The sequence below is a fragment of the Rhizobium sp. 16-488-2b genome (assembly GCF_017741815.1).
GTDB lineage: Bacteria > Pseudomonadota > Alphaproteobacteria > Rhizobiales > Rhizobiaceae > Rhizobium.
On the sequence record NZ_JAGHMF010000001.1, the window covers coordinates 77,298 to 90,953 of the forward strand.

Here is a 13,656-nt window from a genome sequence, read left to right on the forward strand (position 1 = left end):
GATGGTGCGCCGGCGGGATTTCAATGACCGGTATTTCACTTTGTTTTGAGCTGTGCAAGCGCCAATGCCATGGCCTCGGGCGTCAGCGTGTGCACGGAGCCGTTCTCGGTATAGACGAGCACGCAGTCGATCCGCTTGCCGGGATAGAGCGGCGCCATGATCGTCTGGTAGATGGCAAGCTGCGCCCGATGCGCGAAGGGAATGGCCGCAGCCGTCTCCGGCGGGACGCGATTGGTCTTGTAATCGAGGATGACCACACGGTCGTCGAGCACCGCCAACCGGTCGACACGCCCCGAGACAGCGTAATCGCGCCCGTCGAGCGTGAGCGTCCCCATGATCGAGACTTCGGCCTGAGCGTGGGCCTCGAATACCGGCTGCAGATCCGGCACGTCCAATAGTTTCAGAACCGAATCGATCAGCCTGTCGCGCTCGTCCTGCGGCCAGAAGCGGGCGGCGCGCTCGGCATAGCGCCTGGCCGCGTCCGCGCGCTCCGCCAGCGGTATCTCGGGCAAGGTCTGCAGCATCCGGTGCAGAAGCCGGCCTTTTTGCAGCGCCCGGTCGGATTTCGGCTTGTCGGTAAACAGCGGCGAGGCCACCAGAAGATTGTCGGCCTCCTCGTCGATGATCGTTCCGGCCCCGGAAGGGCTGAGGGGTCGAGGGAGCTTCTTCTGCGGCGGCAGCGGACGATTGAGGTCGAACGGTAGGGCGTCGCGGGCGGCGGTCTGCTCGACGTGGTCGGCGCGCTCGAACATCCGCTCCATCGTCGGCACGCGCCATTCAACGCCCTGCCAGTCGCCATCCGGCCCGGAGAAAGTGGCGGCTTCGACATGCGGATGGCTGTCGTCCATCGCAGCCGTTATCATCGCATGCCAGGTGTCGGTGTTGAGCCGAGCGCCCCTGTAGCCGCAGACGATCAGCTGGTCGGCCGCGCGCGTCATCGCCACATAGAGAAGCCGGCGATATTCCTCTTCCGCCAGCACCTGAATGCGCGCGGCGTCGGCCTGCGTCAGCGAATTGCTGAGATCGCCGAGCGGTACCCAGACCGGCAGCGGCGGCCGCTCGCCGCTCTGCTCCAGCAGCCGCAGCTTCGGCATGTGAGAATGGGTAAACGCCTTGGAGCCGCCATCGACCAGAAACACGATCGGCGCCTCAAGCCCCTTCGAGGCGTGCACGGTCATGATCCGGACTTCGTTGCGGCCCTTGTCCTGCTCGCGCTTGACGACGGGCGCCTCAAGCTCAAGCGTCGAGATGAAGGATTGCAGGCCGGGCAGGGCGGCCGTCTCGTGGTCGAGCGTGAAAGTCAGAAACTCGTCCAGAATGTCGCTCGCCTCGGTGCCCAGCCGCGCGAGGAATTGCCGTCTCCCGCCATGAACACCAAGCACCCGGGCGTAAAAGTCGTGAACCGGAAGGCTCTTCGATTCCTCAAGAAACAGCTGGAGCCGAGTAACGACAGCGCCAAGACGCTCATTGCTATCCGCCGCGTAGGCCTGCAGATGCGCCCATACGCTTTGGCCATCGCCACGGAGTGCCGCCACCGCGAAGATGTCGTCTTCGCCGAGATCAAAGAGCGGGCTCTTCATCAGGGCCGCCAGCGAAAGGTCGTCTTCCGGCAGAAGCAGGAAGCGGCCGAGCGCGACTAGGTCCTGGATCGCGATATGGCTGGTGAGCCGCAACCGGTCGGCACCGGCAACCGGAATATTGCCGCGCCGCTTCAAAGCGCGCGTGAGTGCATTGACGAAGGCATCGCGCTTGCGCACGAGGACAAGAATGTCGCCGGCCTCGATCAGCCGCTCCTTGCCCTTCTCGATGATCGTCTTCTTGCCGACCATCATGTCGATCGTGTGCGCCATGCGTCGCGCCAGAATGGCGGCGGGGGCGCTTTCCGGCGTCGCATCGAACGGTGCCGTCCAATCCTCGTCCTTGATCGCGACCTCAGGCGCGATGATCTCCCAGAGGTCGACGGCGCCGGGATGGCCGATACGGTTGGAGCGATGCACAACCGGCTCGCCACCGGCGCTCAGTCCGCGCGCATTGTCTGGCGGCGTGAAGATGTGGTCGACGGCAGCAAGCACGTCGGAGGTCGATCGGAAAGAGAGCGGCAGTCGAACCGAGGAGAAATCCCGGCCGCTCTGCGACACACGTTGCCGCGTACGTCGGCTTTCTTCCGAGAAACGTTCGGGCCGCGCACCCTGAAACGAATAGATCGACTGCTTCTCGTCGCCCACCGCAAACAGCGTGCGCACCACATCGCGCGCGCTTTCGCCGGAGAAGAAATCCTCCGCCAGCGATTGGATCACGCTCCACTGGATCGGGCTGGTATCTTGCGCCTCGTCGACGAGAATATGGTCGATACCCTGATCCAGCTTGTAGTGGATCCACGGCCCGACATCGCTCTTGTTCAGAAGATCGGCGGTGCGGGTGATCAGATCCTCGAAGTCGAGCTGGCTTCGCTGCTTCTTGAGATCGTCGTAGTCTCGATTGAGCCTGTCGGCGAGCACAAGGGCGGCGCGCGTGGCATCGAACATCCGCACGATCTTCAGCCGGTCCCGGCACGAGACCACATGCGCACGCGCCGCGGCAATGGCATCAGCAAGCTCCGGCGCCTGTGCGAGCATCGCCTTCACGGTGAACTGCCCATCCGCTTTCGGTTCGCCCTTGGCGGTGAGAAAGATCTTTTCCAGCGTCGGAATCCGGCGAAGGATATCCGTTTCCCGCACCACGCTCTTCAGCGCGGAAGCCACGTCCTGCGCCTTTGCACCGCCCTTGCTATCCGCGAGCTCCAGATAAAGACTGAGCGTGCCGCCGGCCAAACGGGGCAGCGGCCAGTATTGCCCGGCAATCGCAAGCTCGGTGTCACCTTCGGAAAGGCCGAGCTCCGCTCGCAAGACATTGTCGAGGCCGCCATTCTGATCAGCGGCCTGGGTGAAAGCCTTGATCGCATTACGGTTGGCAACGATCTCGCCAAGCAGCGTTTCCAGCCCGGATTCGTCGCCAAGGTTGAGGACATAGGAGAAAGCATCCGCCAGCGCCTTGTCTTCCTCGGGCGTCGTCGCCGTCAGCAGCGAGCGCCGCGCGTCGGCAAGCAGCGTCGCGGCTGCCCGGTCGTCGAGCACCGAAAAGTGCCCTGCCACGTTTGCCTCCAGCGGAAACTGATGCAGCAGCGCTTCGCAGAAGGCGTGGATGGTCTGGATCTTCAACCCGCCGGGCGTCTCCAGCGCCTTGGCGAAAAGCCTGCGTGCCTCCGCGAGCTTCAGAAAATCAGGTGGCGTTCCCTCGATCTGGGCAATGCGCTTGCGGAGCTCCTCGTCCGAGAGCACAGCCCATTCGGCCAGCCGATCGAACACACGGTTCGACATTTCGGAGGCAGCCGCCTTCGTATAGGTCAGGCACAGGATGGCCGAGGGCCGGGCGCCTGACAGCAGCAGCCGGATGACGCGCTGCGTCAGAACGTGCGTCTTGCCCGATCCGGCATTGGCCGAAACCCAGGCCGATCGGCGCGGGTCGGATGCGATCGACTGCTGCACCGTCGTCCAGCTGGTCCAGTCGTGCGGGTCGTCGCCCTCGGGCAGTGCCGTTTCGTCACTCATCATTGCTGGCCTCATCGCTTTCGGCCGTCGACCACTCCGAGACGCGGGCAAGGTGATCGTAATCGCCGCCGAACTCGAATTGCTGGGCGGGAATAAGCCGCGAGGTGAAACCCTTCTCGCCGGATTGCAGCAGCGCCACGAATTTCACCAGCTGATCGATCGAATCGCCCGCAAGCTCGATCGCCGATTTCGCCTTGTCGCTGCGCGCCGAGAATTCGTTATTGACGGTGTCGACCTGGAACCGGCTCCCCGGCCGCAGCCTGACATAGAGTAGGTCCTGCGGTACCAGCTTGCCGGCATCCGTGAACCCGCCGGCTTTCAGCACTTCGGCCTCCAGCGCCAGCTGCGGATCAAGCAACGCGCGCGCCTGCGCAGGCGAGGGGTTATAGCCCGTCTTGTAGTCGATCAGATCGGCGGAGTGCGGCCCGGTAATATCGATCCTGTCGGCAACGCCGCTAAGCCGGATATCGACCTGCTCGAGCTGCATGGCGCCGCGCACTTCGGTGAGCGTCCGCTGAAGCCCCGGCCGCCGCTCTGCTTCCCAGGTGAGGAACGAGCGCGCCACCTCGCGGAAACGCGGTCGCCAGACGGCATCGATATGCGCCGGCAGCTGCTCCATGTCGAACAGCTCGGTAAGGATGCGCTCCATCGCTGCCGTTCCATCCGGCGTGCCTGCGATGTTGCCCTCGCGGATGAACCGGTCGATGATCTTGTGATAGAGCGTCCCGCGCTCCGCAGCCCCGGGGTCGCGGTTGAAGGCATCGACGGCGTCGAGCTTCAAAACACGGCGCGCATAGATCGCATAGGGATCGCGCCGCAGCCGGCCGACCTCGCTGAACGAGTAGGATTTCGGCTGCACCTCGCGCGGCGGCGTCGGGCTCGGTCGTTGCGCCGGCGCTTGCCGCTGGCCCTCGTCGAGCAGGCTGGCCCAATGCACGAACTGCTCACCCCGATCCTTCAGCGTGGCTTCGAAATTCTTTCCGCAAAAGGCCATCAGCCGCTGCAGCCAGCGGGAGGCGACTGTGGGCGTCGAGCCCTTGCGCAGTGCGCGCGTATAGACGAGATGCCGCGTCCCGTTGGCCATCTCGAAGTCGTGCGCCAGCTGGCCGATACGGCGCTCCGGCGGCTCGAGGCCGATCTCTGTCTTCATCGATCGCGAGATGAAGGGATTGTTGGCCGTCTGGCCCGGCCATGATCCCTCGTTCAAGCCACCGAGGATCAGCGTATCGACGCTCTGCAGGCGCGCTTCCAGCGTACCGAAGATGAACAGCCGCGGATGGCTGAGCGCTTGCGGCTTCACCGCCTGTCCGGCCGAGAGCGCCGCCATGATATCGATCCACTGCGCCCCGTCCGCCTCGATCTGGCCCTCGGTGCCAATCACCTCGCCAAGCAAGGTTGCCAGCGTGTCGCCCGCCTCGCCGGACCACAGCCCGGAGAGATCGCCCTTCTCGTCACGCGCGACTGCCTCGATGGCGCGTCCGGTGCGATCGGCCCAGTCGGAGAGCGTGAAGCGTGTGGTCAGGCCACGACCAGCGGTTTCGTGGCGCACGAGAGCAGAAGCGAGCGGTTCTGTTGCCTCGCCGACCCGGCGGGCGAGATCGCGCGCCAGATCGATCGCGTGAACGGGAAGCGCCTTGCGCCAATGTGGCGCATGCCGGTCGAGCGCCTGCTCTGAAAGCTGGTGTTCGAGCAGCGGCCCAAGCGCGCTGATATCGACCTCCGCCACACCGCCGCGCAAGGCCAGCAATTCGAGCGCAGCCACCGCCTCTGAAAGCGCGCCGCGCTCCAGCCCGAAGCGCGCCAGAGGGTGCTTCAGAAGGCTGACGATCGCCACCGGATCGCCCGGTCGCAGCGCTGCTTCGAGCAACAGCTGCAGCAAGGTCCCCTGCGGCATCGCTGCAAGCGGCGTACCGGCCGAATCGTCGGCAACGATGCCGAAGCGCGACAGCTCCGCCATCACGCGGCGGGCGAGGTTGCGGTCCGGCGTAATCAGCGCCGCACGGCTTTCGCCGTCCTTGCCCGGTTGCTCCAATGCCAGCCGAAGCGCGATGGCTATCGCCGTCGCCTCTTCGCGCTCATTGCCCGCTTCGATCAGCGAGACGTCGGCAAAGGCGGCCGCAATATCGCTCTCCGGAAGCGCCGTCTTCCACCGGCTCCAGTCGCTGGTCGCCTCCGATGGAGACAGTGCATGCGAGAGGATTTGTGCGCGGACGGCAAGCGCGTCGGGCGCGCTCGCAAGTGTCGAAACATCGTCGCGCGTCAGGCGCAGGCGCTTCAGCAGCTGCGCCAAGCCATATTGCGAATGGCTGCGTCGCGCGGCATCGGCCATATCGGGGGCGACCATCTGCCAGTGCGCGTCCGGCATGCCGACATCGAGGCCGGGCAGCACGATGACGCCTTCACGCCGCGCTGCCACGGCCGCGATCAGATCGGCCGTTGCCGGCACCGAACCGGTCGAGCCGGCGATGATGATCGGGCCGCTTTCCGGCATCGTCGCGATACGGTTGGCTTCAGCTCTCAGGATTGCGTTGCGGTGCCGCGCCGGCGAGGATTTGCCAAGCTCGTTCAGGCGTTCCGGCCAGAAGGCGCTGGCGATCTGCAGAAACTCCGCCGTCAGCTGCCACCACAGCGCATGATCCCTCGCGCTCAGCGTCGCAAGTTCGCTCCAGTCGCGATCCTCGGTCTCGATGGAATCGATCAGCTCCGCCAGGTTTCTCGCAAGCCAGATCGCGTCCGCCGGGCTAGCGGGTGCGACGAGCGGCGAATCCGAGTGGATGCTGCGCACGATGTCAGGCAGCCTGTTGCGCCACGCAAGAATTAGCCGGGCCAGTTCCAGGAGGCGTGCGGTGTTGGAAAGTGGTTGCGCAAGATCGAGCGTTGCCGGCAGCGCTTCGTCGAAATAGCCGCTGTCATCGTCCGTCTCGCCAAGCGGCCTGATGATCGGCAGGATCGCGGAGCGTCCGCCGAGCAGATCGACGAACTCCGAGCGCAGCACGCGCACCGCGCGCCGCGTTGGCAGATAGATGGTCACCTTGGAGAGCGACAACGGATCGGCGGGGTCATGGCGAAACAGCGGCGTCAGCCGTCCGTCGCAGAGCGTCTCGGCCAGGGTCGCGAGAAAGGGCAGCCCCGCCGGTATTGTCAGAACCCTGGGCTGGTGCCGCTCGCTCATGGCCTATGCCAACGCCCGGTAACGCCGGATCGTGTCTTCCGCGTCGCCGATCGCCTCGGGCGTGCCGACGGTCAGCCAATGACCCTCGAGCATCATGCCGTAAAGTCGGCCGCGCGCGATCGCCTTGTCGAAATAGATGTTGAGATTGAAGGCGTCGACAGGCGCGTCGTCGAGAAACGCGGTCTGCATGGCAATCGCCCCGGCATAGACCACCGGGTCGGGACCATCGGCGCGAACGCGGCTCAGTCGGCCGGCCTCATCCCGGTTGAAGTCGTTCTTGCCGTTATGCCCGGTCGTGTCTTCGAGATTGACGCACAGCATCGCCATGTCCATCCGGTCCGCATCGAAGAATCCGGCTAAGCGCTTCAGATTGCTCGGCCGGTCCGGCCGCTCGCCGATCCAGAAGAGATCGGCATTGGTGACGAATACAGGACCGCGATCGAGCAGCTTCAGGCCCTTCGCCAGGCCGCCACCATTGTTCATCAAGCCGGCGCGCTCGTCGGAGATGATGATCTCAAGCGCCTTGTAGCGGCTGAGATGGTCGAGCATCTGGTCGGCGTGATGGTGCACATTGACCACCGCCTTCTCGACGCCCGCTTCGGCCAGCGAATCCAGCGCATAGTCGATCATCGCCTTGCCGTCGATTTTCACCAGCGGCTTGGGGATCGTATCGGTAATCGGGCGCATGCGGGTGCCGAGACCGGCAGCCAGCACCATGGCTTGTTTAATGGTCATATCGTCCGAAACTTATGATTCGCTGGTGACTATTCCAGTCCTTACGCACCACTCGCGCAAGGGGGCAAGCGTTTCATGCTGAAGCGCCACGCTCAAGTAGGAGAGCGTGCGCGGCATGTGCTTCATGTAGCCAGGTTTCCCGTCGCGCCGCATCAACCGAACCCATAGCCCGGCCAGCTTGCAATTGCGCTGCGCCGACATGATCGCCCAGCTTTTCAGGAAGCCTGCCTCGTCGAATCCACCCTGCGCGCGGCGCAGCGATAGATAGTGCTCCATCAGCCGGTCGAAGAGATCGGGCTCGATCGTCACGCGCGCATCCTGGGCGATCGAGGCGAGATCGTAGGCCGTCGGCCCGATCATCGCGTCTTGAAAATCGATCAGGCCGACCCGTTTTACGCCGGTCTCGGCTTCCCGCCAGATGATATTGGGTGAATGAAAATCGCGTAGCAGCAGGTTTTTCTCGGTCGCATCAAGCTGGTCGATCAGCGCGTCCCAGATCGCCAGGTATTCGTCGCGCTCCGCATCGGTCACCGGCGCCCCATCGCGTTTCCACGGCAGATGCCAGTCGAGCACCAGACGCACTTCCATCTTCATGGCGGTACGGTCGAAATCCGGAATGTGGTGCACGTGGCCGTCGGTGACGCGGATATCCTGCGGGATCGCCTGCGCATGCAGGGCCGCAAGGCACGCGACGCTCTCGAGGTAGCGCTCTGCGATCGGCTGGCCGTTCTCGTCGAGAACCCCATCGCTGCCGAGATCTTCGATCAGCAGGATTCCCTGCTCGTAGTCGACGTCATGGATCAGCGGCGTCGCGAAGCCGCGCTCGCGCAACACGTCCGCGATGGCGACAAAGGGATAAGCGTTCTCGGCAATATGCGCCACCTTCGGATAGGGCTTGCCATCAAGCACCGGCGGCCCTTCCGGCAGCGGCGGCCAGTCCATCAGGATGCGGCGCACACCATCGTCGGGATAGATCGCCTCGTAGGCCCGGAGCGATGCATCGCCAGTGAGAAACCGGCGCTTGGCAAGCGGGTAACCGGCCTCTGCCAGAAAGGCGCGAATGGCGAGCACGCGATTGATCCGCGCGGCGTGCTTCTCCGGCGCGGCGATCGTCGCCCGGCGTCCCGCGCCCTCATGCGTCAGCGTCACCACGATCCGGTCATCCGGCAGCTCGCTCTCGGCCATCTCCGGCCATTCGACCAGACAGATCCCACTCTGCAGCGCCTCGTCAAAGCCGAGCTCGGTCAGTTCCGCGGCATCGCCGAGCCGGTAGAGATCGAAATGCGCGACGGGAATGCGCAGATCGTAGGATTGCACGAGCGTGAAGGTTGGGCTCGGCACTTCGAGCTCCGCGTCGTCGGCAATCGCGCGGATCAGCGCTCGCGACAGCGAGGACTTGCCAGCGCCGAGATCACCCGATAGCGCTAGGCAATCGCCCGGCTTCAGCGCCAGCGCCAGATCCTCGCCGAGACGGTCGGTCGCTGCCTCGTCTTCCAGGAAAAGCGAGATGACAGGCGCGCTTGTCGTCATTCGGCGGCGGCGTAGGAGGGGAGGTTGGCCGAAGGAATCCGGCAAATGACCGTCGTGCCCTTGCCCGGCTGGCTATCGATGACGACCTGGCCGTTGTGAAGGTTGACGAAGCTGTCGACGATCGAAAGGCCGAGGCCTGCACCACCGCGCTTGCCGCTTTTTGCGCCCGTCGCGAAGCGGTCGAAGACAGTCGAGATCATCTCTTGCGAGATGCCCGGGCCTTGATCGGTCACGCTGAAGACGAAGTCCGTTCCCTCGCGCTGGCAGGCCAGCGATATCGAAGCGCCCTCCGGCGAGAAATTCGCGGCGTTGGAGAGAAGCTTGACCAGAATCTGCTTCAGGCGCTGCGGATCGGCGATGATCGATCCGAGCCGCGCCGGCGCCGTGATCTCCAGCGTCACGCCGCTTTCCTGCAGGCGGTCGGCAATCTGGATCGAGACGTCGTCGAGCAGGTCGCCGAGGTCGATCTCCGAATAGTTCAGCCGCATGATGCCGGCATCGACGGTCGCAAGATCAAGAATGTCGTTCACCAGTGTCAGCAGGACCGACGAGGAGGTGGAGATATGGTCGATATACTCCGCCTGCCGCTCATTCAGATCGCCAAGCCCCGGCGTGCGCAACAGGTCGGTGAAGCCGATGATGTTGGTCAGCGGCGAGCGCAGCTCGTAGGAGACGTGCTGGACGAAGTCGTTCTTCAGCTCGTCTGCCTTGCGCAGCGCGTCGTTCTTTTCCGTCAGTGCCCGTTCGGCGCGAACGCTATCCGTCATGTTGACGAAGGTCAGCATCGTCTGCGCGTTCGGCAGCGGTATGACCGCGTAGTCGAGCACCAGACCGGAGAACAGCTCCAGCGTTCCCTGGCTCGAGCGACGCTCGTCGTCGAAGCTGGTAATCAACTCGGCGAAGGTCTTCCAGCCGTCGGGCTTGTCGTAGGAGGGCGCGCAGGCATCGCCCAGCGCACGGATATGCGTAGCCGGCTTTGCTTCCGCTTCGGTAATGCCCCAGAGCGCCCGGAATGCGGGGTTCGACAGCTGAATACGCCCATCGGGGCCGAACACGGCCACGCCTTCGGACAGATGGTCGATCGTCTCGCCCTGAACCTTCACCAGCGTGTTGTAACGCGTCTCCAGATCGACCTGTTCGGTCAGGTTCTCGAACACCCAGGTGGCGCCGCCCTGCGGATGCGCGGTCGCAAAGACGCGCAGCGTCTGGCCGTTCGGCAGGTGCCAGAGGTCGGATTGCGTATCGAGCGCCCGGTAGACCGAAAGTGCGGTCTCTTTCCAGGTCTTCCAGTTCAGCTGGTCCGGCAGCTTCTTGGCGGCGCGCAGGCGCTCCAGAAGCTCGGCATTGTCAGGCTTGCTCTCGAGGAATGCGATATCGAGCTGCCACAGCGTGACAAAAGCCTGGTTATAGAACTGCAGGCGCTGGTCGCCGTCGAAGATCGCGACCGGTGTCGCCAGATGGTCGAGCGTCTCGGCGTGGCTCTTCAGCGTCCGCTCCAGCTCGGCACGAACGGTCTCGACGCCGGAGACATCGACCGCGATGCCGGCCGAACCGCTCGGAACCTTCACATCGACAACGTCGAGGAAGGTGCGGTTGCCGTGAATGACGGTCGAAATCTTGTCGTGGAACGGCGATTCCGGCGTGGCGACGGCGCGGATGCGCTCGCGCGCGATGGTCGTCAGGATCTCACGGCCCTCGGAGATCGCCTCGTCGGGTGATGCGGCGTCGACGGCCGCACCATAGGCGTGGTTCACCCAGGTCAGTCGGCCCTCGGTGTCGCGCTGCCAGGCCGGCAGGTCGATGGAGTCAAGCAGGCCCTGAAACGCCGAGATCGACGACATCAGCCGGTCGCGCTCGATCTTCAGTTCGGCAAGCTCGGCGCGCAGATTGTTCAGCGCCACGAAGCGAACGAAGGCGCGGCCGCCGGAAACCCGGCCCTGCGCCTCCAGAACCTCTTCGCGGTGGGTCTCGACGACGATGTCGAAGCTCTTTGCGGATTGCCGCAAGCCGTCGATGGCGCGGTCGAGTTCCGATGCCGAGCGCGGCTTCAGCCAGAGCCCGAAGGCCAGAAATTCATTGTCCTGCGGTGCACCGGTCTCGGCCGGCAGCTGTCCCAACAGTTCGGGGCGCTCATCGCCGTCCCAGATCACGATGCGCCGGTTCTTGTCGGCGATCAGCGCCTGGTATTGCGAAATGCGCTGCTGCGCGTCCGATAACGCGGAGCGGATCTCGCGGCCTTCGCTCTCGAGATTGCCGCGCTGGCGCACGACCCAGAGCGTCGAAAGAAGGGCTGCCGAGATGACGCCGATCACGACGGAGAAGCCGACGACCTGCGTGGATGTGAAAAGATGCGGAGACGCGGCAGCCTCTGCCGCCGCCTGTGCGAAAACCGGCTGGGCGATCGACGCCATTGCAGTCCCCGCGGCAAAGATCCTTGCCACCTGAGCCAACAAGCCTGATCCCTGCGTCGAAGCCTTTGGGGCATCGACCGGTTTTCCATTGCCCGGGTGACCAGTGCAGCAAGACGGGTAAACGCCGTCTTCTGCCTGTTTGACCAGGCGGTGCATCATTTCCGACATGCGCGGTATGTCTCCGTCCTTTTGTGCCGCATTACGACAAGACATCCCATTTTCGAAGCAAACGGACGCGTCCGTCTCCACGAATCGAGTGTTAAAACAATACTTCGGATAGGATTCGTCGGGAAGATGTGTGCCAAAAAATAAGGGTGCGGCATTTGTCAATGCCGCACCCTCTAGATGTTGTGGATATCAGATCCGCTGTTAGTATCTGTAGTGGTCAGCCTTGAACGGACCCTGCGGCGTGACGCCGATGTAGGATGCCTGTTCTTCCGAAAGCTGCGTCAGCTTGACGCCGAGCTTGGCGAGATGCAGGCGCGCGACCTTCTCGTCGAGGTGCTTCGGCAGGATGTAGACCTGGTTCTGGTACTGGCCGGGCTTGGTGAAGAGCTCGATCTGCGCCAGCGTCTGGTTCGTGAACGAAGCCGACATGACGAAGGACGGATGGCCCGTCGCGTTGCCGAGGTTCAGCAGGCGGCCTTCCGAGAGCAGGATGATGCGGTTGCCCTTCGGGAATTCGATCAGGTCGACCTGCGGCTTGATATTGGTCCACTTCAGGTTACGCAGCGCGGCAACTTCGATTTCGTTGTCGAAGTGGCCGATGTTGCCGACGATCGCCATGTCCTTCATCGCGCGCATGTGGTCGATGCGGATGACGTCCTTGTTGCCGGTTGTGGTGATGAAGATGTCGGCGGTGGAGACGACGTCTTCGAGCGTGACGACTTCGAAGCCGTCCATGGCGGCCTGGAGCGCGCAGATCGGGTCGACTTCCGTGACCTTGACGCGTGCGCCGGCGCCGAGCAGCGAAGCAGCCGAACCCTTGCCGACGTCGCCGTAACCGCAGACGACGGCAACCTTGCCGGCCATCATCACGTCGGTGCCGCGGCGGATGCCGTCAACCAGCGATTCCTTGCAGCCATACTTGTTGTCGAACTTCGACTTGGTGACGCTATCGTTGACGTTGATGGCAGGGAAGGGCAGCAGGCCCTTCTGGGAGAGCTGGTACAGGCGGTTGACACCCGTGGTGGTTTCTTCGGTCACACCCTTGATCGCGTCCCGCTGCTTGGTGAACCAGCCAGGCGAAGCGGCGAGGCGCTTCTTGATCTGTGCGAAGAGGATCTCTTCTTCTTCAGAATGCGGGCTCGACAGCACGTCTTCGCCGGCTTCGGCGCGGGCGCCGAGCAGGATGTACATGGTGGCGTCGCCGCCGTCATCGAGGATCATGTTGGAGAGGCCGCCGTCAGCCCACTGGAAGATCTGGTCGGTGTAGACCCAGTAGTCATGCAGGGATTCGCCCTTGACGGCGAAGACGGGAACGCCCGAAGCGGCGATCGCGGCAGCGGCGTGGTCCTGCGTCGAGAAGATGTTGCACGATGCCCAACGCACTTCGGCGCCGAGAGCGACCAGCGTCTCGATGAGCACGGCCGTCTGGATCGTCATGTGCAGCGAGCCGGTGATGCGCGCGCCCTTGAGCGGCTTCGATGCGCCGAACTCTTCGCGGCAGGACATCAGGCCCGGCATTTCGGTTTCAGCGATCGTGATTTCCTTGCGGCCGAAGTCTGCGAGGCCGATATCGGCGACGACGTAATCTTTTTCAGTGCTCATTGGGTTCTCCATGCTGAAAGCGTCTCAGATGCGAAGGCGCGAAACGAGGTCGCGCGACGAAAAGCTCCGCGCAGGCGCGGTCATGCCAGCCGTTTAGCAGGCTTCTATGACGAAGGCAATAATGATATAAAGAAGTCTTTATATGTTTATATGGACCGGCGGACCGTTACATATCTTCGCCGAACTTGTTCTGGATTAGCTGGTCCAGCGCGTCGAGCGCCTGTTCGGCCTGGTTGCCGCTGGCAGAGACCAAGACGCTTGAGCCCGGGCTTGCGGCCAGCATCATCAATCCCATGATCGAGTTGCCGCCAACGGTCATCCCATCCTTCGAAACGGTGATCGAAGCGTCGAAGGTTTCGACCGTCTGCACGAATTTCGCCGAAGCGCGCGCATGCAGGCCACGCTTGTTGATGATGAGAATTTCGCGGGAGAGCTGGACGGTCATCTGGGG

Annotated in this window: 7 protein-coding genes; all 7 read right to left on the bottom strand. The window is 63.6% G+C overall.

Annotated elements, in window-relative coordinates:
- Positions 1-35: 35 nt before the first annotated feature.
- Positions 36-3,587 (bottom strand): double-strand break repair helicase AddA, encoded by a 3,552-nt coding sequence (gene addA / locus J5286_RS00330; RefSeq protein ID WP_209188639.1) that lies wholly within the window; start codon positions 3,585-3,587, stop codon positions 36-38.
- A complete protein-coding gene (gene addB / locus J5286_RS00335) occupies positions 3,580-6,759 on the bottom strand; it encodes a double-strand break repair protein AddB (RefSeq protein WP_209188617.1) in 3,180 nt (1,059 codons plus the stop codon). Before addB ends, addA begins: the two co-directional genes overlap by 8 nt.
- Positions 6,760-6,762: 3 nt before the next feature.
- Positions 6,763-7,494 (bottom strand): nucleotidyltransferase family protein, encoded by a 732-nt coding sequence (locus J5286_RS00340; protein WP_209188618.1) that lies wholly within the window; start codon positions 7,492-7,494, stop codon positions 6,763-6,765.
- Positions 7,495-7,506: 12 nt separating this feature from the next.
- The gene (gene tsaE, locus J5286_RS00345) at positions 7,507-9,024 is read right to left on the bottom strand and encodes a tRNA (adenosine(37)-N6)-threonylcarbamoyltransferase complex ATPase subunit type 1 TsaE (RefSeq protein WP_209188619.1); all 1,518 of its coding nucleotides are present in this window, start codon (positions 9,022-9,024) and stop codon (positions 7,507-7,509) included.
- A complete protein-coding gene (locus J5286_RS00350; RefSeq protein WP_449090047.1) occupies positions 9,021-11,435 on the bottom strand; it encodes a PAS domain-containing sensor histidine kinase in 2,415 nt (804 codons plus the stop codon). The genes tsaE and J5286_RS00350 overlap by 4 nt, the downstream gene beginning before the upstream one ends.
- 369 nt (positions 11,436-11,804) lie before the next feature.
- A complete protein-coding gene (gene ahcY / locus J5286_RS00355) occupies positions 11,805-13,205 on the bottom strand; it encodes an adenosylhomocysteinase (protein ID WP_209188621.1) in 1,401 nt (466 codons plus the stop codon).
- 166 nt (positions 13,206-13,371) lie between these two features.
- Positions 13,372-13,650 (bottom strand): HPr family phosphocarrier protein, encoded by a 279-nt coding sequence (locus J5286_RS00360; RefSeq protein ID WP_018901147.1) that lies wholly within the window; start codon positions 13,648-13,650, stop codon positions 13,372-13,374.
- Positions 13,651-13,656: the final 6 nt, after the last annotated feature.